The sequence below is a fragment of the Microvirga massiliensis genome (assembly GCF_001006805.1).
Taxonomy (GTDB): domain Bacteria; phylum Pseudomonadota; class Alphaproteobacteria; order Rhizobiales; family Beijerinckiaceae; genus Microvirga; species Microvirga massiliensis.
In genome coordinates, this window is sequence record NZ_LN811367.1 from 79,179 (window position 1) to 101,034 (window position 21,856).

At 65.1% G+C, this 21,856-nt stretch carries 18 protein-coding genes; 7 read left to right on the forward strand and 11 right to left on the reverse strand.

Annotated elements, in window-relative coordinates; all coding sequences use genetic code 11:
* Nucleotides 1-139 precede the first annotated feature (139 nt).
* Nucleotides 140-1,672: a PAS domain-containing sensor histidine kinase gene (locus tag BN1233_RS37135; protein WP_046868692.1), complete on the reverse strand. Its 1,533-nt coding sequence runs from the start codon at nucleotides 1,670-1,672 to the stop codon at nucleotides 140-142.
* Nucleotides 1,673-1,924: 252 nt separating this feature from the next.
* On the opposite strand from BN1233_RS37135, the gene BN1233_RS37140 reads away from it, so the two are divergent.
* Both BN1233_RS37140 and BN1233_RS43805 read left to right on the forward strand, forming a co-directional pair.
* Nucleotides 1,925-2,209, forward strand: coding sequence for an HlyU family transcriptional regulator (locus BN1233_RS37140; protein ID WP_046868693.1), 285 nt, complete (start codon nucleotides 1,925-1,927; stop codon nucleotides 2,207-2,209).
* 202 nt (nucleotides 2,210-2,411) lie between these two features.
* Nucleotides 2,412-5,270: a PAS domain S-box protein gene (locus BN1233_RS43805; protein ID WP_082145876.1), complete on the forward strand. Its 2,859-nt coding sequence runs from the start codon at nucleotides 2,412-2,414 to the stop codon at nucleotides 5,268-5,270.
* Between the two features lie 11 nt (nucleotides 5,271-5,281).
* Here the strand turns inward: BN1233_RS43805 and BN1233_RS37150 are convergent, their stop codons facing one another.
* A complete protein-coding gene (locus BN1233_RS37150; protein ID WP_046868694.1) occupies nucleotides 5,282-6,775 on the reverse strand; it encodes a helicase HerA domain-containing protein in 1,494 nt (497 codons plus the stop codon).
* 241 nt (nucleotides 6,776-7,016) lie between these two features.
* On the reverse strand, nucleotides 7,017-8,507 hold the full coding sequence (locus BN1233_RS37155) for an MDR family MFS transporter (RefSeq protein ID WP_046868695.1): 1,491 nt from the start codon (nucleotides 8,505-8,507) through the stop codon (nucleotides 7,017-7,019).
* Between the two features lie 188 nt (nucleotides 8,508-8,695).
* On the opposite strand from BN1233_RS37155, the gene BN1233_RS37160 reads away from it, so the two are divergent.
* Complete coding sequence (locus BN1233_RS37160; RefSeq protein WP_046868696.1) at nucleotides 8,696-9,892, forward strand: winged helix-turn-helix domain-containing protein; 1,197 nt, start codon at nucleotides 8,696-8,698, stop codon at nucleotides 9,890-9,892.
* 36 nt (nucleotides 9,893-9,928) lie between these two features.
* Here BN1233_RS37160 and BN1233_RS47790 read toward each other — a convergent pair whose 3' ends face one another.
* From BN1233_RS47790 to BN1233_RS37185, 5 genes are all read right to left on the reverse strand, one after another.
* Nucleotides 9,929-10,249: a hypothetical protein gene (locus BN1233_RS47790; RefSeq protein WP_046868697.1), complete on the reverse strand. Its 321-nt coding sequence runs from the start codon at nucleotides 10,247-10,249 to the stop codon at nucleotides 9,929-9,931.
* A 178-nt stretch (nucleotides 10,250-10,427) separates the two neighbouring features.
* Nucleotides 10,428-10,874 (reverse strand): DUF2852 domain-containing protein, encoded by a 447-nt coding sequence (locus BN1233_RS37170; protein WP_046868698.1) that lies wholly within the window; start codon nucleotides 10,872-10,874, stop codon nucleotides 10,428-10,430.
* A 224-nt stretch (nucleotides 10,875-11,098) separates the two neighbouring features.
* On the reverse strand, nucleotides 11,099-11,323 hold the full coding sequence (locus BN1233_RS37175; protein ID WP_046868699.1) for a hypothetical protein: 225 nt from the start codon (nucleotides 11,321-11,323) through the stop codon (nucleotides 11,099-11,101).
* A gap of 317 nt (nucleotides 11,324-11,640) precedes the next feature.
* Nucleotides 11,641-11,970 carry a hypothetical protein gene (locus BN1233_RS37180; protein ID WP_046868700.1) on the reverse strand — a complete coding sequence of 110 codons (330 nt, stop codon included), beginning with the start codon at nucleotides 11,968-11,970 and terminating at the stop codon, nucleotides 11,641-11,643.
* Between the two features lie 392 nt (nucleotides 11,971-12,362).
* On the reverse strand, nucleotides 12,363-13,829 hold the full coding sequence (locus tag BN1233_RS37185) for a phospholipase D-like domain-containing protein (RefSeq protein ID WP_052764097.1): 1,467 nt from the start codon (nucleotides 13,827-13,829) through the stop codon (nucleotides 12,363-12,365).
* A gap of 223 nt (nucleotides 13,830-14,052) precedes the next feature.
* On the opposite strand from BN1233_RS37185, the gene BN1233_RS37190 reads away from it, so the two are divergent.
* The 4 genes from BN1233_RS37190 to BN1233_RS37210 all read left to right on the forward strand — a co-directional run bounded on the left by BN1233_RS37190 (nucleotide 14,053) and on the right by BN1233_RS37210 (nucleotide 17,908).
* Nucleotides 14,053-14,616, forward strand: a complete 564-nt coding sequence (locus BN1233_RS37190; RefSeq protein ID WP_046868701.1) for a DUF1269 domain-containing protein — start codon at nucleotides 14,053-14,055, stop codon at nucleotides 14,614-14,616.
* A 751-nt stretch (nucleotides 14,617-15,367) separates the two neighbouring features.
* Nucleotides 15,368-16,999 (forward strand): Na+/H+ antiporter, encoded by a 1,632-nt coding sequence (locus tag BN1233_RS37200; protein WP_046868703.1) that lies wholly within the window; start codon nucleotides 15,368-15,370, stop codon nucleotides 16,997-16,999.
* Nucleotides 17,000-17,172: 173 nt separating this feature from the next.
* Complete coding sequence (locus BN1233_RS37205; protein ID WP_052764098.1) at nucleotides 17,173-17,628, forward strand: CBS domain-containing protein; 456 nt, start codon at nucleotides 17,173-17,175, stop codon at nucleotides 17,626-17,628.
* A gap of 70 nt (nucleotides 17,629-17,698) precedes the next feature.
* Nucleotides 17,699-17,908, forward strand: a complete 210-nt coding sequence (locus BN1233_RS37210; protein WP_046868704.1) for a hypothetical protein — start codon at nucleotides 17,699-17,701, stop codon at nucleotides 17,906-17,908.
* A gap of 221 nt (nucleotides 17,909-18,129) precedes the next feature.
* On the opposite strand, the gene BN1233_RS37215 is transcribed toward BN1233_RS37210, so the two are convergent.
* The 3 genes from BN1233_RS37215 to BN1233_RS37225 are packed head-to-tail and all read right to left on the reverse strand — an operon-like array spanning nucleotide 18,130 to nucleotide 21,488.
* Nucleotides 18,130-18,807: an HAD family hydrolase gene (locus BN1233_RS37215; RefSeq protein WP_046868705.1), complete on the reverse strand. Its 678-nt coding sequence runs from the start codon at nucleotides 18,805-18,807 to the stop codon at nucleotides 18,130-18,132.
* Nucleotides 18,808-18,852: 45 nt separating this feature from the next.
* Entirely contained in the window at nucleotides 18,853-20,061 is a 1,209-nt protein-coding gene (locus BN1233_RS37220) for an acetate/propionate family kinase (RefSeq protein ID WP_046868706.1), read from the reverse strand.
* The gene (locus BN1233_RS37225) at nucleotides 20,058-21,488 is read right to left on the reverse strand and encodes a bifunctional enoyl-CoA hydratase/phosphate acetyltransferase (protein WP_046868707.1); all 1,431 of its coding nucleotides are present in this window, start codon (nucleotides 21,486-21,488) and stop codon (nucleotides 20,058-20,060) included. Before BN1233_RS37225 ends, BN1233_RS37220 begins: the two co-directional genes overlap by 4 nt.
* Nucleotides 21,489-21,856: the final 368 nt, after the last annotated feature.

Sequence of the window (21,856 nt, forward strand, 5' to 3'; positions counted from 1 at the left end):
TGTCCAGCGGCATCGCCCGAATTGCGCAATGATCCCGAAACCGGTTTTCGATCGACCCGCCGTGCCGCTCCGACCGGGCGCCATGCGACAACCTTGCTGCGCTGCTGCATAAGCTCATAGACATGATGAACCGTGTCGCTCATCCGATTTCGATCTCTTCGTCCGATACGGTGCGCAGGGTGAAATGGAAGATCGTTCCGACGTCCGGTTGCGACTCGACCCAGATCTTCCCGCCGTGAGATTCGACGATCGTGCGGCAGATGGAGAGGCCTACCCCCATGCCGTGCGGCTTCGTCGTCACGAAGGGCTGAAAGAGTTGCGCCGTGACCTCGGGTGCGAGGCCCGTGCCCGTGTCGGTAACGGTAATCTCGACCATTCCATCGTCGCGAGCAGTCGTGCCGATGACCAGATTCCGGTTCTCGGTGTCCAGCATCGCCTCGATGGCATTGCGAACGAGATTGAGCAGCACCTGCTGAACCTGAATCCGGTCGGCGAGGACATGTTCGGCGTTGGAGTCAAGACGATAGACGACTCTGATTCCTTTCTCCTTGGCGCCGACGAGAGCAAGCGCGCTCGCCTCCTCGATGAGCTTCGGAAGGTTTTCGATGTGGCGCTCGCTCTCGCCGCGCGCCACGAATTCACGCAGGTGGCGGATGATGCGGCCTGCCCGCAAGGCCTGCTCGGCCGCTTGGCCGACAGCGTCCGATAGCATCGGCACGGACTCGCCCTGCATGCGCTCCAGGATGCGGCGGCACCCCTTGAGGTAATTTGCGATTGCGGTGAGCGGTTGATTGATCTCGTGCGCGAGCGCGGATGCCATTTCGCCGAGAGCCGTGAAGCGTGACATATGCACGAGCTCGGATTGCAGATCCTGAAGCCGCGCCTCGGTCCGCTGCCGCTCCGTGAGATCCCGGATGAAACCCGTGAAGTAGCGCGTGTCGCGCGAATGCATCTCTCCGACGGAAAGCTCCATCGGGAAGGTCGAACCGTCCTTGCGCTGCCCGACGACGACCCGTCCGATGCCGATGATGCGGCGCTCTCCCGTTGCTAGATAGCGCGCCAAATATCCGTCGTGCTGCTCGCGATAGGGCGAGGGCATCAGCATAGCGACGTTGCGCCCGATCACTTCCGACGCTCCGTAGCCGAAGAGACGCTCGGCCGTCGCACTGAAGGATTGAATGGACGCCTGCTCGTCGATGACGATCATCGCGTCCGGCACCGTCTCGAGGATCGAGCGCAGATGCGCCTCGCTCGCCCTGAGCGCGTCTTCAGCCGCAACCCGGTCAGTCACGTCCTGTGTGACTTTTGCAAAGCCCAGTAGGCGGCCGCCGGGTTCGGTCAGGAGCGTCGTCTTGGCATGGGCCACGAAGCGGCTGCCGTCCTTCCGCAGGCGATCGCCCTGCTCCTCGCGCCGGCCGGTGCCCCGGACGGTCTCGAGCACTTCCTCGGGCTTTCCGGCAGCGACGTCCTCCGGCGTGTAGAGGATCGAGATGTTCTGCCCAACGATTTCGTCCCGCCGCCAGCCCGTGATCCGCTCGGCTCCCAGGTTTGCGCGGACAATCCGGCCATCGACGTCGAGCATGAAGATTGCAAAGTCCGTGGCCGCGTCGAGCAGGAGCGCGAGCGGCGAGACCTCGTCGATGGCGAGATTTTCGGAGGGGCTGATCTGCATGATCCTTCGGGATGGCCGGGAAAACGGTCCGGCGCAGCCTCTGCGTCTTAGCGGTTCTCTCGCCCGATGTGGACTCCGGATCGTAGCTCGCGGGCCACCGGCGCGCCATTCCGGCTGAGGTTCCGATACCTACTGGGGTCGAGCGACCATTGCCAGCCGGCGCTCACCCTGGCCCGCGCCGTGGAGTTGACGGCAATGTCGGTCTGAGGCAACGCGGTTCACTATGGAAGCGAAGGTGACGGAAGGTTCCGCATGGTGAAAGGCCTTTTATCCCGCCTCTTCGGCAAGGCGGAACCGTCCGGTCCCGTCGAGCAACCGAGCGTCGAGTACAAGGGCTATCGGATCACGCCGAGCCCCTACCCGTCGAATGGGCAATACCAGACCGCAGGTGTGATCCGGAGCCTGGCGGAACCGGCGCGAGAGCACCGTTTCATTCGCGCGGAAACCCATCCGAGCATCGATGCGGCCGCGAGTTTCGCCGTCATCAAGGCGAAACAGATCATCGACGAGCAGGGCGATAGCCTGTTCCGGGATTGAGGGCCGGAGGCCGGCCGGCCGGAAGGAAGGCTATCAGCGGCTGCACGGCAAGGAGCTGAGATCCTGAGCCTTCGATTCCGGGCGGGCCTCGTCGGCGCGCACTGCCCGGAGCCGGGGATCCAACCCGCAAACTCGGCCTCGATGGAACACCAGCGGCAACGATCTGGTATTCTGATAAGGTGGCGCTCGATAAACGGCCGACATGACGGATTCCAGACCTTCCCTTGCGCGAGCCCGTTTCCTGGCAGGGAACGAGCCCGATGGGCCCTGCGCCTCGATGTATCCGCTCCGGCCTCGCCGTCCCTCGCAGAGCGGCCCCGATTCCCGCGAGCCCTCGGCCGATGGCCTGCTGCTCCGCACGCTCACCCTGATCCGCGAAGTGTTCGGTGCCGCTTCGGCCTTTGTCGCCGTCGAGGGCAGAGGATGGCTGGAGATTGCCGCCCTGGCGGGTGCGGCCCCGGATCCGACAATCCTGGCGGCACTTCCATATGGAGATCCCCGACCCTGCGAACCCCTCCCGATCCTCTCGCCGGCCATTGAGGACGGGCGCGATCCGTCTGCGCGTGCCGCCGGTCTCGCAGTGCTGCTTCCGAGCTCGGCCATTCCCGGTGCAGCAGGCGTGCTCTGCATTCTTGGAACAAATCCGCGTTTCTACACGCCGGACGAGCGGCTTCGGCTCTCCGACTTCGCGGCACTCATCGCCGGATGCCTGCGGCTTCCCGAGCGCAGCCAGGATGTGCAGCAGGATGGGGGCACTCTCTTGCGGCAGAAAGCCTTGCTCGATTCGACCCTCGAGAGCATCGACCAGGGCCTCGTGATGATCGACATCGATGGCACGGTCGTCGTTGCCAATCGCCGCGCCGAGGAAATCCTCGGCCTTCCCGCCGAATACCTCGCGTCACGCCCCCATTACACCGATGTCAGGCGTCGCTTGCTCGATCAGGGCGAATACGCGAGCGCCAGCGAGGAATTTCGCGAGTGGGTCTCCTCCGGAGGCCTCTCCCCCGACAAGCCCGTCTACGAACGGCGCCGGCCCAATGGTCAGGTCATCGAGGTGCAGACGGTCACCACGGCCGAGGGCGGGACGGTCCGGATCTACACCGACATCACGGCGCGACGGGAGGCCGAGCACGCCGTGCGCGAGAGTGAGGCACTCTACCGTCTCCTCGCGGAGAACGCGACCGACATGATCGTGCGGACTGGCCTCGACGGCATCAGGCGTTATGTCTCTCCCGCGTCACGCGAGATCACGGGCTACGAGCAGGAAGAGCTCGTAGGTGCCCGCGTCATCGACTCCGTGCACCCCGACGACCGCGCGGCGGCGCAGGAGGCCCTCACGCGGATCAGTCGAGGCGAGATCGAGCGGCAGATCGCAACCTACAGGTTTCGCCGCAAGGACGGCCATGACATCTGGCTGGAGTCCCGCCGCCGGCTCATCCGCCGCCCCGATGGAGAGCCCCTCGAAATCGTGTCCGTCGTTCGTGACATCTCCGTCCGAAAGGCCGTGGAGGACGCCCTGCAGGCAAGCGAGGCCCGTTACCGGCTCCTCGCTGAGAGCACCTCCGACATGATCATGCTGCAACGGGGACCGCAAGAACAGACCTACATCTCCCCGGCCGTGCAGCAGATTCTCGGCTATTCGCCCATGCAATTCGCAAACCGGTCCATCGCCGAGCTCATCCACCCGGAGGACCGGCCGCGGGTGGAGGCCCTCTTCGAGACGCTCGGCCCCGAAAACCCGACCGGCCTGAGCCTCCATCGCATGATGCATGCGAAGGGCCACGAGGTCTGGGTCGAGGTGCTCTATCGGTGGACGAGGGCGAAGGACGGTTCGCCGATCGTGATCGCATCCGGGCGTGACGTCACCGAGCGGCAGCGCCAGGCAGAGGAGCTCAAGGCCGCCAAGGACGCCGCCGAGCAGGCCAGCGAGGCCAAGACGCAGTTCCTCGCCACCATGTCCCACGAGATCCGGACTCCCCTGAACGGCGTGCTCGGCCACGCCGATCTTCTCCTCGAGGACAGGACGCTGGCGCCGGCCCAGCGTCGGCACCTCGAGCGCATTCAGAGTGCAGGGGACGCGCTCCTCACGATCGTGAACGATATCCTCGACCTGTCCCGCATCGAGGCCGGGCGCGTCGATCTGGAGCCACGTCCCTTTGCGATCCACCACCTCGTCGACAATGTCTTCGCGATCGTCCGGCAGCTTGCCGAACGCAAGGGATTGCTGCTCGACTTCACCATCGACGAGCGGGCGCCAGCCCGCGTCGTCGGGGACGAAAGCCGCCTGCGCCAGATTCTCCTCAACCTGCTCAACAACGCCATCAAGTTCACTCCCGCGGGACGGGTCTCCCTCTCGGTAAACTGGGCAGGATCGGACGACGACCCGGACCGCATCGCATTCCGGGTGGAGGATACCGGGATCGGCATTCCCGTGGACAAGCAGGCACTGATCTTCGATCGTTTCAGCCAGGTGGATTCCACGACGAGCCGGGAATTCGGCGGGACGGGCCTCGGTCTCGCGATTTCCAGGCGACTCGTCGAGTTGATGGGCGGCGCGATCGCAGTCGAGAGCACTCCCGGCCAGGGGACTATCTTCTCGTTCAGTATCGTGATGCCACCGGCCGGCAAGGGTGAGGCTGGTGCCTCGGCCGAGGCACCAGCCTCACCCTTGCCGACCCAATCGACCATCCTTCTCGTGGAGGATAACGATATCAATCAGGAGATCGCGTCGGCCGTGCTGCGCCGAGCCGGCTTCAACGTGGTGGTGGCGTCCGGAGGCCACGAGGCGCTCGAGGCGCTCGAGGCCGAACCGGATGCCTTCGGTCTCATTCTCATGGACATGCAGATGCCCGGCATGGACGGGCTGACCGCGACCCGCCGGATCCGGGAACTGCCTGGTCGCGCCGGTCGGCTCCCGATCGTCGCGATGACCGCCAACGTGCTGCCCGCCCAGGTGCAGGCCTGTCGGGAAGCCGGCATGAACGATCACATCGGCAAGCCGTTCCGTCGCGCCGAGCTCCTCACCGCGCTGGGCCGCTGGCTTCCGGCGGCAGAGAGCTGAGATCGCGGAAATCAGCTCGCCGCGAAGAGACCGGCCCCCATTCTGCGGGCCTCGTGAGCAACCTCCCCGGGCGCCGTCTCACAGGAGAGATCCGGCACCGCCACGATGCGCCCGCCCGCTCGATCCTGCCGAACCACGACCACGTCGCGGCTCTCAAGATAGGCAAGGAGCCGTCGCGCACGCCCAGGTGAGCGGCTCCCACAGGCCTTCGCGAGTTCGAGGTCGTCCGGACAGGGCGTCCCCTCGATCGCGGCGCGGGCAAGGAGCAGAAACACCCCGGACAGCTCTTCGGGCAGGTCCGCGGCGAGCGCCATCGCCCTGTCCCATGTGGGACCCGAGGTCGATGGATCTCCGCCGGCCCGGGCGACCGCTAGGCGCCGCCGGAACTCGGGAAGCGCGGGGATCGCGGCGCCGACCCGCTTCATGCGGCAGCGGACCACGAAATCCTGGTAGAGAACCGCAACGTTCCGAAAGGGTGCCTCGGGATCCTCGAGGATCTCGCTGAGCGCCTCCTCGAGGCAGGCCTCCAGCTCCGCCTCGCTCATTTCAGGCATGGCAGGGCTCTCCGGAGCGGGCGGACGCGCTCGCGCCAGGGCGGCGAGGATGTCCGGCGGCGGCGGGACGGGTGTCCGTCGCGCCGGAGGCGCGGCCAGCTCGGGGCCCGGTGCCAGGATGAGGTCCCGCGCCGCCTCGGGCGCAGGTGGCAATGGCAGGAGCTTCGGCCCGGCGCCGCGCCCGGCCGTGGCAACGGCGCCGATCTTCAACGGAAGCGGCCGCCGGGAGAGCGCCGGCCCGAGCGCCACGAACTGGCCTCGGCCGAGGTCGCGGAACATCTCCGCCTGGCGGCGCTCCATCCCGAGGAGATCCGCAGCGCGCGCCATGTCGATGTCGAGAAAGGTGCGTCCCATCAGGAAGTTTGAGGCCTCCGCGGCGACGTTCTTGGCGAGCTTCGCGAGGCGCTGCGTCGCGATCACGCCCGCGAGCCCGCGCTTGCGCCCGCGGCACATCAGGTTCGTCATCGCGCCGAGGGAGACCTTCCGGGCCTCATCGGAGACCTCTCCCGCGGCCGTGGGCGCGAAGAGCTGCGCCTCGTCGACGACGACGAGCACCGGATACCAGAGGTCACGCTCAGCATCGAAGAGCCCGCCGAGGAATGCCGCCGCGGCCCGCATCTGCCCCTCGGCATCGAGCCCTTCAAGGTCGAGGACCACCGACACGCGATGCTGGCGCACCCGTTGGGCGATCAGCTGCAGGTCGACATCGCTCCGGGCGGCATCCACGACCACGTGCCCGAAGGCGTCCGCGAGCGTAACGAAATCGCCCTCGGGATCGACCACTACCTGCTGAACCTGCCCGGCACTCTGCTCGAGGAGCCGGCGCAGGAGATGCGACTTTCCGGAGCCGGAATTGCCCTGGACGAGCAGACGCGTGGCGAGCAGCTCCTCAAGGTCGAGAAGCACCGGCGTTCCATCCGGGCCGAGGCCCATCTCGATGCCGATCGTCATCGGCCCTCCCGGCTCAACAAGGTGACGGTGCATTCAAGAGGCAGGGCGGCACTGGACAGGCCGGTCATCATGGCTCCCGGTGATCGCGGTGGTGGGGCCGCCGCGCCGAGACCTCGCAAGTGACCGCGTCCGTCAGCGCCCTCGTGGTCATTGGTTGGGTACTAACATGGCCCGGAAGGCACTTGGACCGCTGGTCCGCCGTGCTCCACAGATTCGAGCCGCGTCGAGGGACCGCAGACTCCTATTCGCCATGGCTCGTCGCAGGCGGCGCTCTCCCGGTGAGGGGCCTCTCTTCCATGCGCCACAGGAAGCTCCAGGCCGCCAGGAAGCCCAGCGAGGCTGCCGCGAAGACGAGCCGGAAGGCGTTCGCGAGATCCACGCCGTTTCGGGCAGCGCTCGACGCCAGATTCTCCGTAAGCATCCCCTCGCCGCCGAGCCCGGTCGCTCCGAGAAGGATCGCTCCGAAAACCGCGACGATGAGGGCCCCTCCGAGAGAACGGAAGAAGTTCGCTACCGCCGTGGCGGTTCCGAGCTCGTGGGGCGCGACGGCATTCTGAATCGAGAGCGTCGAGACCGGGAGGAGCGTGCCGAGGCCGATCGAAACCAGGGCAAGGAGAATCTCGACGAATGGCATGGCCAAGCTCCGGATCTCGAGGGCGAGGATCGCGATCGCGACGCTCGCCATGAGCAGCCCGGCCAGGGGAAGCCGCTTGTAGTGGCGCACATGGATCAGTACGCGCCCGGACAGCGTCGCGCCCACGACGGTTCCGCCCATCAGGGGCAGCAGGGCGAGCCCCGAATCCGTCGCCGAGAGGCCGCGCACGGTCTCGAAATAGACGGGGAGAAAGATGGTCAGCCCGATATAGGTCCCCATCCCGAAACAGGCCGCGAGCGTTCCCATCCGCACGACCGGATTGTGGAGAACGCCGGGTGGAATCAGCGGCTCTGCGGCCCGGCCGAGGCGAAAAGAGAAGAGCCACCAGAGCGCAAGCGCTAGCAGGAAGAGCCCACCCATCGGCATCGACAGCCACGGGAACCGCGTCCCACCCCAGCTCAGGAGGAGCAGCGATGCGACCGTCGCGGCCACGAGGAGCACCGCCCCAAGGAGATCCGGCCGGTGGGGGCGCTCGAATCGCGGAAGGCGGCGCAGCGCATTGGCGGAAATCACGAACGCCAGGACACCAAGCGGCAGGTTGATCCAGAAGATCAGGCTCCAGTGGAAGTGCTCCGCGAAGAAGCCGCCGAGCACCGGCCCGAGCAGGCTCGCGGTCATGAACATGCTCGCGAAATACACCTGATAGCGGGCCCGCTCGCGCGGCGTCATCATGTCGGCGGCGATGGTCTGGCCGAGCGCGATCAGCCCGCCGCCACCGAGGCCTTGAACGGCGCGGGCCACGATCAGCGCGATCATGCCGGGCGCGAGCGCACAGGCGACGGAGCCCAGGATGAAAATCACGATCGCCACGAGCAACGTGATCCGCCGCCCGTGCGAGTCGCTGAACTTCCCGTAGAGAGGCGTCACCGCCGTCGCGGTCAGGAGATAGACCGTTGCGATCCAGGTCAGGTGCTCGGCATCGCCGAGCTCGCGGCCGATCGTCGGCAAAGCCGTCGCGATGATCGTCTGGTCGAGCGCGGCCAGGAACATCGCGAGCAGGGTGCCAACCAGCACCACCCTGATGTCCTTCGGGCTCATTTTCGCCCCGCGCAGAGCCTCTCCGGTCGATTGGTCCATGGTTCTCCCCGTGGCGAGACGCTAACGCACGAATTGGAAGCTCGTCCCACGTTCGGATGCAGGGCAGCCATGTCTCTGCTTGGGTAGACGAAGGCCCAACAGCCTGTCCGGGTTCCACCCTGCACCGGTGGATGACGGGTATCCCGCGGCTTGCCTCGAAGCCGGCCTTACCGCAAGGTTCGCCAGCCATGGCTGCTTCCCGCACCCGTCTTACGAGGGCCGAGACCCGGCGGGTGGCGCTGGCCGCTCAGGGCTTCACAGAGCCGCGCCCTAACTCTCCTGGCCTACGACAACTCACGCGGGTGCTCGACCGCTCCGCGCTTCTCCAGATCGATTCGGTCAATGTGCTCGTGCGCGCCCACTACATGCCGCTCTTTTCGAGGCTCGGGCCCTACGACCGCGAGCTTCTCGAGAAGCTCGCCTGGGGATCCAGAAAGCGTCTGTTCGAATATTGGGGCCACGAGGCCTCCCTGATCCGGGTCGATCTGCAGCCTCTCTTCCGGTGGCGGATGGAGCGGGCTGCGGCAGGAATCGGGATCTATGGAGGCCTGACGCGCTTCGGACGGGAGCGCCGCAATTTCATCGAGGCCATCCATCGCGCCGTGGTCGAGCGAGGCGCAGTCACGGCCGGCGAACTCGACAACGGCACACGCGGGCAAGGCTCCTGGTGGGGCTGGAGCGATAGCAAGCGGGCTCTCGAATGGCTGTTCTGGGCCGGCCTCGTCACGGCCGCGACACGGCGCAATTTCGAGCGGGTCTACGATCTCCCCGAACGGGTCCTTCCGCCGGACATTCTGGGTGCACCCACACCCTCTCCGGAGGATGCGCAGCGCCAGCTCCTGCGTTTTGCGAGCCGCGCGCTCGGCATCGCGGGAGAGCGCTGCCTGCGGGATTATTTCCGCCTCGACTCCGCCGACGCCAAGGCGCGCATTTCGGAACTCGTGGAGGCCGGGGAGCTGCTTCCCGTTTCGGTCGAAGGCTGGCCGAGCCCAGCCTATCTCGATCCGTCGGCGCGAATTCCCCGCCGGGTGGAGGCACGCGCCCTCTTGTCGCCCTTCGATCCGGTCGTGTGGGAAAGAAGCCGGGCCGAGCGCCTCTTCGACTTCCATTATCGCATCGAGATCTACACGCCCGCGGACAAGCGGCAGTTCGGCTATTATTGTCTGCCGTTTCTGCTCGGTGACAGGATCGTCGCGCGCACCGACCTGAAGGCCGACCGAGCGACTGGCCGCTTGGTCGTGCACGCGATCCATCCGGAAGCGGGGTTCGCGCCGGAATTCATCGCGCCCGAACTCGCGGAGGAACTCCGCATAATGGCGAACTGGCTCGGTCTCACGGACATTGTCGTGCCGCGGGCCTGGAGGGCCATGCTGCGGCTCTCATAGACCGGCGGCGCAGGCGCCGCCGGTCGAAGCGCATGGTCAGCAGTCGGTCCGTTGCTTCGTCGTCGTTTCGCCCGTGATGTCGGTGCGCTGGGTCGTCGTCGAAGAGCAGCCGGTGCTGCCTGTCGCGGCCGGCCCGTTCTTCTCGATGATCACGTTGGTCCGGCTGTCGGGACCTGTCGCGGCATCGCCAGCCGCGCCACCCACGCCGGCGCCGACCGCAGCTCCGACGGGTCCCCCGACCACGGCGCCAGCCGCGCCGCCCGCAGCGGCGCCGGCCGCGGCCCCACCGGTTTCCGCCAGGGCGAATGTCGGAATGGTCAGCAAGGTCGCTGCGAAAGCGATCTTCAGGCTGCGCATGTCAAACTCCTCAGTCCGTTTCGGATGCGCGACCGCTGCTCGCGGTCGCTTGCCTGAGGTAACTGCGTCGTCCGTTCAGCGTTTCAGCGTGGCGATACCGATTCCCGCCGGCTGGGCATGAAAAACCCCACGGCCGCGACGGCCGTGGGGCGAATTCATCATCGAGCCGGATGAGAGATCAGGCGGTCGTCGGGCCGCCGGAGCGGCGCTTCGCCATGAACGCGTCGAACTCCTCGCGATCCTTGGCGCGCTTCAATTCCTCGACGAACTCGGCAAAGGCCCGGCTCTCCTCGTCGAGACGACGGCGCTCCGCCTCCAGCCGCTCCAGCTCGCTCCGACGGTACTCCTCGAAGGCGAGATTTCCGGTGTTGTACGAGCTCCTGAAGCGAGGCGCTCCGTTGCGGGAAGGGAAAGTCCAGCCGAAATGTCTTTCGGCATAGGACCGCCACTCATTCGGCAGGGGATAGCCCGCGATCTTCCAGACCACATAGGCAAGCGCCACCGGCCAAGCGAAGATGAAACCGAGGATGATCGCGACGATCTCCCAACCGCGGCGCGAGAAGGGTCCGCAGCGCTTTTCCGAAGCGCCAGCGTTCCAGGCGGCGGTAGAGGCAGACGATGACATAAGGGTCTCCATGGTCTCCGTGCAAAGTCCCCAGCCGGATTCACATGCGTAGCCTTGACCACGGATTCAAGGGTAACCGGACCATGATGGACGTCTCGCTCTATAGCATCGGACCCGCAAGTGGATTCCACTTTTGGGTCCGATGCTTCGGTCCTTGCGGCGCATCGTCCGACGCGGAAAAGTGGGCCCACTTTTCCGCACGATGCGCTAGGCGATGCGCAGTCTCAATCCCGAACGCTGAGCGAGAAGAGCTCGTAGCCGGCGCCGTTCAGCACGCGGACCGCTTCGACGTCGGACCCACGCGACTGCGGAACACGGGCGCGTCTGAACAGGCGCAAGGCGCGTTCTTTTGCGGCTTCGAAGGAATTCGTCCGAACCGACAGCCTCTGAAGAATCGTGCTTCCCTGCGCCTCGGCCCCGATGATCTCGATGTGGTAGATTTCAGGCACGAAACACTCGTTAGTTGCGCAGGAGTTCGGGCGAGTTCGATGTCCCGACGATTAGGATGGCTCCGAACCGATCGCAACGTCCGCAGGAGCACACCAGCCGCCTTGCTCACCGGCAATGCTGGCTCGGATCAGCGGTTCGATGGGGGTAGGGATCTCCCGTCCGGGCTTTAGGATTCTGCGGTGGATGTTGCAATCGTCATCGGAGGCGGGCGGTTCCGCTCTCGATCGACCGACAGATCGGGTGATCAGGCCAGCCGGCGAGGCACGCTTTCAAGCGGTGCCTGAAGCGCACGCTCCCAACCCATGGTCGTGGATCGCTACCGTGGATCCTTGGCCCGGTCCTGCGCCGGTTGGAGTCCGGCCTGGGCAGAGATCGACCCTGTAGAGAGCACAATCTTGTTGTCGGCACGGTTGCACGACACGGTCACATAGCCATCATCCGCCTTGAAGCGGACGGTGCGCTCATTCTCGGTGTTGACGAGCCCAAACGGCTTTGCGTCGAACTCCGCCGACACCTCGTTGATGATCTCGAGGCACTGGTCGAACGGCAAGGTTGCGGTGCGGGCGCGCAGCGTTTCCCCGAATGCGCCGGAGGTGGCAAACAGCCCGGCGACCCCGAGCAGCAGGGCAATGGGGGAGGCATGCATCGTCAAATCCTTCGTCCGCCTAATCTAGTACCGGAAGCGCATTTCAGCTGTGTTACGTCGCACATGGCAGGTAGGAGAACATCGCCTGCGCGTGGTCCGTAGCCTGTCCGACAGCCTGCCTCGGCAGGGGCGCACCGGATGCCTCCCGGACCGGTTGGGAGGGCGTCTCCATTCTCTCAGGACTGGTTAACGCGATCGCGCTCCACAAGTGCCATGTCGTTTTCGTCGCGCCTGAAAATACTTTGGCGCAGTGACGTCAAGCTTGCCCTTCGCCCAGATGCGCCTCCGGCTTCGAAAGGGTGTGGACGGCCCGACGCCATGACGAACCATGGTCGAATGGGCGTGCGATGCAGCGGGATCCGATGATCCGAGCTTCGCCTCGTACACCGCTTCTACACCCCGCCATCGGACAGGCCGGCCGGCGGGGCTGGTCGATCCAATGCATTCCGCCTTCGGTCCCGTGCTTCCCGACGCAGCCTCCAGGCCCGGGCCAGAAGGCCGAACCCGATCCAGCCCATGATAAGGATGAAGGGCAGCACGAAGACGCGAGGGAAGATGGCCGCAACAGCCGCGAGCGCGACCAGAACCAACCCGATGCTCCCGACGGCTTTAGCCTCCGTCGACGACAATGTGCGGGCGGCCATCATGGCAGCGCCCGCCGTGTTCCCGAGGCTGACCGCCCCGGCCGCGAACTTCGACGTGCTTCCCCTGCGCGGTCCGACCTTGCGTCGTTTCTGCACGGCCAGCGGAACGGCCTTGCCGACGTCCAGCACGATCTCCGTCGCGTTCCGGAGATCGCTCATGTAGGTCTCCATCATGCGCTCGGCGAACGCCCGGTCGGTAATCGTGACGTCGAGCTCCCAGTTCGTGAGCCAGCTCGCCAGGTTGAGATTGGTCGACCCGATGCGCGACCAGATGCCGTCCGCGACCGCCGTCTTGGCGTGCAGCATCGGCCCGTTCCACTCGAAAATCCGAATGCCCGCTTCGAGAAGGGGACGATAGCCGGCGCGTGCCACCGGCTTGACGATCGGGACGTCGCTCGTCCGGGGGACGAGAAGCCGAACATCGACGCCGTCGCGGGCCGCTCCGGTCAAGGCTTGCACATAGGCCGTCGTCGCCACGAAATAGGCATCGGTCAGCCACAGGAACCGGCGCGCCGCGGAAGCGACGAACTGGTCGAGGCGATAGGTGATGAGGCTCCCGGGCTGCCCCGCGATGATCCGCGCCGACACCTCTCCCGCGGCGGCGATCTCCCCTGTCGTCGGCAGCTCGGATGGGGGCAGGGGCGGCCCGGTCAGGGCCCAGGTATCCGCGAAGGCCCGGATCAGATCGGCAAGGACCGGACCTCGAAGCTCGACGCCCGTGTCGCGCCAAGCTTCTACCCCCTTCGCCGGATTGCCCTGCCATTCGCAGGCAATGCACAGGCCCGAGACGAACCCGATGCGGTTGTCGACGACGAGAACCTTGCGATGGTCCCGTCGCAGCCATGCCAACGGTGAGCCGATTCTCGGCGGATTGAAGACCCGGATCTCGACCCCGGCTTCGGCAAGCTCGCTCCAGAAGCGCGAGGACGCTCGGCCCAGGCAGCCGAACCAGTCATGGAGGAAGTGAACGCGGACTCCCTGGCGGGCTCGCTCGGCGAGCGCCTCGGCGAAGGCTCGTCCGATCCCGTCATCCGCGATGATGTAGTTCTCGAAGAGGATGCTGGATTCCGCTGTCCGGATGGCATCGAGCCAGGCCGGATAGTTCTCGGCTGCATCCTTCAGGAGCCGCACTGCATTGCCTGGATGCCGCTCGCTTTCCGAGATTCGGGCAAAGGCACGTTCGAGAAACGGATCCTGCTGTTCGATGGATTGCAACGGCAAGAGCTCCCGTGGTGCGGCGTACCGGCCGGATCTGTATAGCCGGGGCATTGAATTCGCGATGCTGCGCATCACAATGCCTGGAGGCCGGCTAGGTTGCCAGCGAGAGTAGGCTCCCGGGCGAGTAAACAAAGGGCGGCCGGATCCCGGGAGCGGCGGCGCAGCCGTGTGCTGCGTGAGTGAGTTCCCTGTTCCCTGTCCATTGAACTGGAGGAGCATCATGTCGGAACTGGTGGCTGTCGCTTTCGACGATCCGCACGAGGCGGATCACGTTCTCACCGAGCTCGCTCGTATGCAAAAGGAATACCTGATCGATCTGGAGGATGCGGTCGTCGCCATCCGTCAGCCGGACGGCAAGGTGCAACTCAAGCAGAGCATCAATCTCATCGGAGTAGGAGCAGCCTCCGGGGGCCTGTCCGGAGCCTTCTGGGGCACGCTCGTCGGGCTGTTGTTCCTGAACCCGCTTGCCGGCATGGCGGTCGGAGGCCTAGTAGGAGCCGGCAGTGGAGCGCTTTCGGGGTCGCTCGTCGACTATGGCATCGACGACAACTTCATCCGGTCGCTTGCCGATACGCTGCAGCCGAACACGTCGGCCCTGTTCGTGCTGGTCCGCAAGGCCCAACCCGAGAAGGTCCTGGCCGAGCTGAAGGGGATCAAGGGGCGCATTCTGCGCACCTCTCTCTCGCCCGAACAGGAAGCCAAGCTTCAAGCTGCGATCTCGCAGCAGACGTCGACTCCCCAGAGTGCGGCGCCTCCCCAGAGTACGGCTGCCAGCACGTCGTAAGACGCGTTGCGGAAAAGCAATGAATCCGCCGATCGTCAAGAGGGGCCAAGGTCTCCGTCGACAGGGGTACGGAACCAGAATGGGCCGCAAGCCTGCACGGCTCCGCTATGACGCAATATTCCGGCCGGCATCTGATGGAGGACCTTGGCTCAGGCCCACTCTAGCCGTCAGAGATCCGGTTCCGTACGGGCGAGGCACTCACCGCTCGCAACAGCGAACCTTTTGAGCATCGAACACTGCCCGGGTTCCCGGCCGGATCTATGGCCATCCGGTCGGGAATCTGTCGTCCAGCTTTCAAGGCTCCTCGTCGCGGTGCCGTGTCGGGCATGCAGGACGTCGAATCCGCTCCTGGCGAGAGCCGCTCGACCTCCTCATCGCGTCTCGTGGATGGAGATATGATCCGGGTATCCTTCGGGGGCGCTCCTGTCGGATGAACGGGCTTCCATTGGTAGGTTTGATGTGAGCGTCACATCATTCGATGCATCGACCGCGGCATGACAGGTTGGCCTCCGAGCCTGCGAGCCGGGAAACCTCGTCACAGAAGAGCGTTCGCATCAGGACCGCTATTCAGGATGTCTGCAGGATGGCGGATGAATCCGGCCGGAAGCTCATGAAGGGCCGAAAGCCGGCTCCGCCAGCGGCGGATCGCATGGATTGCCAGACTTTCCGCCGATCGGCTTGCCGCCTTGAAATGCGGTTCCGGCGCTTGCGCGAGCGCCACTGGGTATAACGGGACAAGGAGCAACTGCAGGTGGAAAGCATAGCAATCGTGCTCGTGCTGCTCGTGGCCGTGCTGGTGAGCCGCGCCGTCGGCCGCATGATTCCGCTGCCTCTCCCCCTGCCGCTCGTTCAGATCGCCTTTGGCGCCGTCATCGCCTGGATGTTGGACATCGGCATCAAGCTCGACCCGAAAGTGTTTTTCCTTCTGTTCCTTCCGCCACTTCTGTTTCTGGATGGATGGCGTATCCCGAAGGACAGCCTGTTCCACGATGCCGGTACCGTCGTGGAGTTGGCGGTCGGCCTGGTCGTGTTCACCGTCATCGGCATGGGTTTTTTCATCCATTGGCTGATCCCCGCCATGCCGCTCGCGGTCGCCTTCGCGCTGGCCGCGGTCCTGTCGCCGACGGACCCGATCGCAGTCGCCGCGATCGCCAAGCGGGTTCCGGTACCGAAGCGTTTGATGCACATTCTCGAAGGAGAGTCGCTTCTGAACGATGCGTCCGGCCTCGTTTGCCTGCGCTTTGCTATTGCTGCAGTTCTCACCGGAACGTTCTCGCTGTCCGAAGCCGTCGCAACCTTCCTCTGGCTCGCCCTGGGTGGTCTCGCAATCGGTGCTGCGGTCGCGTGGTGCGCCGGCCGTTTGCAGCAGTGGGTAGCCGACCGATACGGCGATGATGCAGGCTCCTCGATCCTGACGAGTCTGCTGATCCCGTTCGGGGCTTACCTCCTTGCCGAGCACTTCGACTGCTCGGGCATCCTTGCGGCGGTCGCGGCGGGGATCACCATGAGCTACGTCGAGGATCCACTCCGCGCCCCGGCATCGACCCGCATGAGGCGCACTGTCGTGTGGGATATGATCCAGTTTGCCGCCAAGGGCACAATCTTCGTTCTCCTCGGCGAGCAGCTCCCCGGCATTTTTTCCGGAGCGGTCGAGACGATTCAGCAAACCGGATCTCATGACAACCCGCTGTGGCTCGCCGTCTATCTCACGGCAATCACTTTTGCCCTCGCTGCCGCACGTTTCGCTTGGGTGTGGGTATCGCTCCGGTTCACGAGCTTCCGAGCCAGCCAGCCCGAGCGACGACCAAGCTGGAAACTCGTCGGAGCGACTTCGCTCGCCGGCGTCAAGGGTGCGATTACGCTCGCCGGCATCCTGACGCTTCCCCTGGCTCTGGCGGATGGCTCACCGTTCCCGGCGCGCGATCTCGCCATCTTCCTTGCGGCCGGTGTCATCATCCTGTCGCTGGTTCTGGCGACCATCGGCCTGCCCCTGGTTCTCAGGGATCTCGAATTCCCGGAAACCGACCCCGCCGAGATCGAAGCGGACCGGGCCCGTTCCGCTGCAGGCACAGCCGCCATCAAGGCCATCGAGCGCGCTCTTCACGAGGTAGCCGAAGATGAGGCTGATCCGGAGCTGTATGAACAGGCCGGCACGCGGATCCTGTCACGCTACCGACAGCGGGTTGCCAGGAATCAGAGCAATGAAGACAGTCCTGAAAGCATCCGGCAAGCGCGAGCCATCGAGAAACGCCTGGCTCACATCGGTCTCAGGGCCGAACGCGAAGAAGTGCTCCGGCTCGCCCGGAATGGCCATCTCGGAGATGAGGCCGTGCGGAAGCTGGTTCGCGAGATCGACCTCTCGGAGGCCCGTCTGGAGGCATAATGACGCCCATGACCGGGCGACGCCGAAGATCGGCGCCGCATCCACGAGACCATACCGAAGATCCAGGATAACGCGGTTCATGCGAAAGACGGCACCCTGGATCGTTGTCGAGGTCAGATGCGTTTGAGTTCATGAAAAGCCGTCATCACACGACCACTGGAAGGGAGATTGCCATGAAAGCAGGTGATGTCATGACGACGGGGGCCGCCACGATCCGTCCGGAGGCATCTCTCGCCGACGCCGCTCGCATTATGCTCGACAATCGCATCAGCGGCCTTCCGGTCGTCGATTCTGCCGGAAAGCTGGTCGGGATCATAACCGAGCGCGATTTTCTACGACGCGGCAAGGACGATGCGCGACGCTGGCTCGATATCCTTCTCGACGAGGCGAGCGGGCAGGACACGGCCGATCAGCTGAATGACCGGCGCGTCGCGGACGTGATGTCGACCGATCCCCTCACCGTCAGCGTGGAAACCTCGGTGAGCGAGATCACGGAACTGATGGAACGCCACAACGTGAGACGGATTCCGGTCGTCGCCAACGACAAGGTCGCCGGGATCGTGAGCGTTACGGATCTTTTGCTGGCACTGATGCGAAAGACGAACCGCATCTCTGACCGGCCGGCCTGACGGCAGGCTGATTGACCTGTCGTAGCTTCGGCATGGCGCCCGTGACGGGCCATACGTGGAGGTACTCGGTATGTTCAACTGGGTCGTCCGCATTGTGATGCTCCTCGCGGGGATGATCACGAGCTGGTTCGTTGCGCGCGAGGCCGACAATTTCAGTGTCATCCAGGGCGTGGTGGCGATGCTCCTGATCGCCTTCTTCGTGCTCGCCGCCGCGTACTGGCCGTCGATCGTGCAGTTCTTCCGTGACAGGCGATCATCCGGAGGCAAGGCGGATATTTAGGCGACCTCCCTTGTCATTGTGAGCGCAGACACAACGCACTGCCGGTCCTGTTGCCGTTTCCGTCATCACGAGCCGCAGGCACAACGGATTGCTCGTCCCGCCGCCTCACCGTCCTTGCGAGCCGCAGGCGAAGCAATCTACCCGTCGACGGATGTGCTCCTGGATCGCTTCGCTCTGCTCGTCATGATGGTGAGGGTCTTGGTGCGCAGAGCATCACGGGCTCACCCTCTCCCCCCGACCTCGTCGATGTGCTTCAGGAGGTCCGCGGGGTCTTCATAGACCCTGTAGGCACTGGCCCGGACGAGCTCGTCCTCGCCGTAGCCACCGGACAAGAGGCCGACGCCGAGACCACCGGCCCTGCGCGCCGCGAGCATGTCCCAGATGCTGTCTCCGACCACGCAGGCGCCCTCGATGGGCTGGCTCAGCGCCTCGGCCGCTGCCAGGAACAGATCCGGATCAGGCTTCGCGTGCTTGACCTTGTCGCGGGTGATAACCGGTACGCGCCCCGGATCGACGCCGAGCGTGGCCAGCACGGGCCCGGCGGTCTCCATGCGTCCGCTCGTGGCGATCGCCCAGGGTAGGCCCGCTTCGGTCAAGTAGCTCAACAGTTCCCGGGCGCCGGGCAGCGGGCGAATCCGGTCCGCCCTCCTTTTGTAAGCCTCGGCGTGCAGCCGCCGCAGCCGCTCGGCCCGTTCGGGATCGATGGCGAGTCCGGTCTCCCGCAGGAGCATGTTGGTAAAGAGCCCGCCCGACATGCCGATCTTGCGGTGGATGCGCCAGACCGAGAGCTCGATGCCTTCCGTCTCCAGAGCCTCGTGCCAGGCCAGCACGTGCATGTAGACGCTGTCCACGAGGGTGCCGTCGAGATCGAACAGGAAGGAAACCTGGCGCGCTCGCATGGGCCGGAACTCCAAGCTCTATCAACCCGGCACCCTACAACACGATTATGACGGCATCCGGCCCGATTTCGGCTCCCGTGCGACCAGCTCCTTGGCCCGAAGTGCTGCGATCCATTCCTCGTTGGTGGGCTCGACCGCAACCACGACCGGGCTTTCATTCGCCGAAATCACGGGCGCATGGGCCTCGTTGGCCGCGGGGTCGAGCGCCACGCCCATATAGCCCAACGCCGTGCAGATACGCTCGCGCAACACCGCATTGTGCTCACCGATGCCGGCCGTGAACACGAGGAGGTCGAGGCCGCCGAGCGCCGCGCTGACCGATCCGATCTCGCGGACGACGCGACGCACATAGAGCGCGAGCGCAGCGTGGGCGCGGGGCTCATCGGCCTCCTGCTGGAGGAGAATCCGCGGATCCGAAGATATCCCGGAAATCCCGAGCAATCCCGATCCGTGATAGAGGAGCGTTCCAACCTCCCCGAGCGACAGCTTTTCGATCTCCATCAGATAGATCACCGCGCCCGGGTCGAGTGCTCCGGTTCGAGTCCCCATCATTAGCCCGTCGAGCGCCGAGAACCCCATCGTGGTCGCGACGCTCCTCAGGTCCAGCATGCCGCAGAGGCTCGCGCCGCTCCCGAGATGGGCGACAATGGTGCGCCCCCGGGCGAGATCGCCATGACGCTCGGCCAGGGCAATCGACTGGTATTCATAGGACAGGCCGTGAAAGCCGTAACGACGGATACCCCGCTCCCATGCATCCCAGGAGAGCGGCAGCATCTGCTCCACGTCCGGCATGGTGTGATGAAAGGCAGTGTCGAAACAAGCCACCTGAGGCAGCCCCGGCCGCTCCGCCATGAGCCGCTCCATGGCCTCCAGCGCAAACGGCTGATGCAGCGGCGCCAGGGGAATGTAGCTTCGGAGGTCCGCGAGCACCTCCGCGTTGATCAGCACCGGCTCGAAGTAGCGGCTTCCGCCGTGCACGACACGATGCGCGACAGCCTGGATCATGTGCCCGCCGCGCCGGGCGTCGACGCGTTGCAGGATGTGGCTCAACGCGGCCGCATAGGGATGAGACCTGTCGAGCGCAATCGGAGCCGGCTTGACACCGGTTTCTCCGAACGTGGGACTCGGCCCCGTGATGCCGTCGACTTTTCCGTTCCAGAGCGGTTTCCGGTCGAGCAGCGTGCGGCCGGCGTCGAACAGCGCAAACTTGATGCTCGACGAGCCGCAATTGAGGACGAGGATCAATTCGCTCATGGAGGGCTCACACGGTAATGATGCGCGAGCATGACGGCGATCGCGCAGGAGGCGAGCCGTGTGTCGCGCGCATCCGCGCGGCTCGTCAGAACGATCGGCACCTTTGCCCCGAGCGCGATTCCGGCCGTATCGGCGTTTCCGAGAAATTCGAGCTGCTTGGCCAGCATGTTGCCGCTCTCGAGATCCGGCACCACGAGGATATCGGCCCGGCCGGCGACCGGCGAATTGATCCCCTTGATCTGCGCGGCAGCAGCGGAGACGGCGTTGTCGAAGGCCAGCGGTCCGTCGACGAAGGCGCCAGTGATCTGCCCGCGATCCGCCATCTTGCATAAAGCGGCCGCATCGAGGGTCGCGGGCATTCCGGGAGTGACCGTCTCCACGGCTGCCAGGATCGCGACGCGCGGCGTTTCCACGCCGAGAACATGCGCGAGGTCGATCGCGTTCTGGACGATGTCGACCTTTTCGCTCAGCGTCGGCGCGATGTTCACCGCGGCATCGGTGATAATAAATGGACGCGGATAGGCAGCCACCTGCATGACATAGCAATGCGAAATCCGTCGCTTGGTGCGCAGGCCTCCGCTGGAAGCGACCACGGCTCCCATCAGTTCATCCGTGTGAAGGCTGCCCTTCATGAGCGCCTCGACCTTCTGCGCAGCCGCAAGTTGGACAGCGCGCTCGGCCGCCGCGTGGCTGTGCGGTGCATCCTCGATCGCGATTCCCTCGAGATCGAGCCCGGCCTCCCTGGCAGCGCCCTCGATCCGCGCCTGGGGCCCGACCAGAACCGGATCGATCAAGCCGGCCGCGCGAGCATCGAAGGCCGAAGAGAGACTGATCTCGTCGCAAGGGTGCACGACCGCAACCCGCACCGCGCCGAGCGGGCGCACGAAATCGAGCAGACGCCTCATCCCCCTGCCCTGGATGGTGAGCTTCACCTCGGGCAGGGCCGCGCGTGTCCAGCTGATCTTCTCCGATGGCGCAATCACATCGGCGGACCCTTCGATCACGGTGTCGCCATTCTGGTTCGTGCATCGGCAGGAAAACCGGACATGGCGGCTGTCGGGATCGCGCTCCGTGACCTCGGCGGTGAGCGTCACCGTATCGCCGGCCTTTACGGGCGCCAGGAACTTGAGAGTCTGTCCCCGATAGATCGTTCCGGGCCCGGGGAGGCGCGTGCCGAGCACAGAGCAGAGGAGCGCGCCTCCCCACACGCCGTGCGCAATCATGCTCTGAAGGTGCTTGGCTGAGCCTTCATCCGAATCCGGCTGCTCGGGCCCGGCATATCCGGATAGCAGGGCGAGAACCTGAATGTCCTCCGGCGTCAGCGTGCGCTCGACCGTGGCGGTGTCACCGGTCGCGATCTCGTCGAACGTCTTGTTGTGCAGGAGATGAACACTATCGTCGGAGTGAGGCAGTGCTGTCTTGGCCATGCTCGTTCCTGCTCGGGGTGGTTGGACTCATGGGCGGACCGCCCTTCATGGCAGCGTTTGTAATGCCACTTCCCTGTCATCAACATCAATTTTGTCATGGACCATCTGCATGTTGACTTCTTTCTCAGCCGTTGGTGTTGCTGCTTGCAGTCATTCCTGTCGTGGTCGTCTGAGACGATGTCAACAGCTGAATGGGCCAGCGGATTGCCGAGATGACGGCGCGTAGCGTCTATGCCCGATCGACCCGGCTGCGCATCCGGCTCCCGCTATTGCGGCCCGCGCCGCCCGACGTCAACGTCGCCCTCGCCTTGATGGCATCACGAGCATTATCGCCATCGGCCCCGGCTCGCAGAAATTGGCTCAGAACG

What these genes read in the sequence shown, in the direction of transcription:
- BN1233_RS37135 (WP_046868692.1), bottom strand. Translation starts at nt 1,672, where the DNA reads ATGCAGATCAGCCCCTCCGAAAATCTCGCCATCGACGAGGTCTCGCCG.
- BN1233_RS37140 (WP_046868693.1), top strand. Translation starts at nt 1,925, where the DNA reads ATGGTGAAAGGCCTTTTATCCCGCCTCTTCGGCAAGGCGGAACCGTCC.
- BN1233_RS43805 (WP_082145876.1), top strand. Translation starts at nt 2,412, where the DNA reads ATGACGGATTCCAGACCTTCCCTTGCGCGAGCCCGTTTCCTGGCAGGG.
- BN1233_RS37150 (WP_046868694.1), bottom strand. Translation starts at nt 6,775, where the DNA reads ATGACGATCGGCATCGAGATGGGCCTCGGCCCGGATGGAACGCCGGTG.
- BN1233_RS37155 (WP_046868695.1), bottom strand. Translation starts at nt 8,507, where the DNA reads ATGGACCAATCGACCGGAGAGGCTCTGCGCGGGGCGAAAATGAGCCCG.
- BN1233_RS37160 (WP_046868696.1), top strand. Translation starts at nt 8,696, where the DNA reads ATGGCTGCTTCCCGCACCCGTCTTACGAGGGCCGAGACCCGGCGGGTG.
- BN1233_RS47790 (WP_046868697.1), bottom strand. Translation starts at nt 10,249, where the DNA reads ATGCGCAGCCTGAAGATCGCTTTCGCAGCGACCTTGCTGACCATTCCG.
- BN1233_RS37170 (WP_046868698.1), bottom strand. Translation starts at nt 10,874, where the DNA reads ATGTCATCGTCTGCCTCTACCGCCGCCTGGAACGCTGGCGCTTCGGAA.
- BN1233_RS37180 (WP_046868700.1), bottom strand. Translation starts at nt 11,970, where the DNA reads ATGCATGCCTCCCCCATTGCCCTGCTGCTCGGGGTCGCCGGGCTGTTT.
- BN1233_RS37190 (WP_046868701.1), top strand. Translation starts at nt 14,053, where the DNA reads ATGTCGGAACTGGTGGCTGTCGCTTTCGACGATCCGCACGAGGCGGAT.
- BN1233_RS37205 (WP_052764098.1), top strand. Translation starts at nt 17,173, where the DNA reads ATGAAAGCAGGTGATGTCATGACGACGGGGGCCGCCACGATCCGTCCG.
- BN1233_RS37210 (WP_046868704.1), top strand. Translation starts at nt 17,699, where the DNA reads ATGTTCAACTGGGTCGTCCGCATTGTGATGCTCCTCGCGGGGATGATC.
- BN1233_RS37215 (WP_046868705.1), bottom strand. Translation starts at nt 18,807, where the DNA reads ATGCGAGCGCGCCAGGTTTCCTTCCTGTTCGATCTCGACGGCACCCTC.
- BN1233_RS37220 (WP_046868706.1), bottom strand. Translation starts at nt 20,061, where the DNA reads ATGAGCGAATTGATCCTCGTCCTCAATTGCGGCTCGTCGAGCATCAAG.
- BN1233_RS37225 (WP_046868707.1), bottom strand. Translation starts at nt 21,488, where the DNA reads ATGGCCAAGACAGCACTGCCTCACTCCGACGATAGTGTTCATCTCCTG.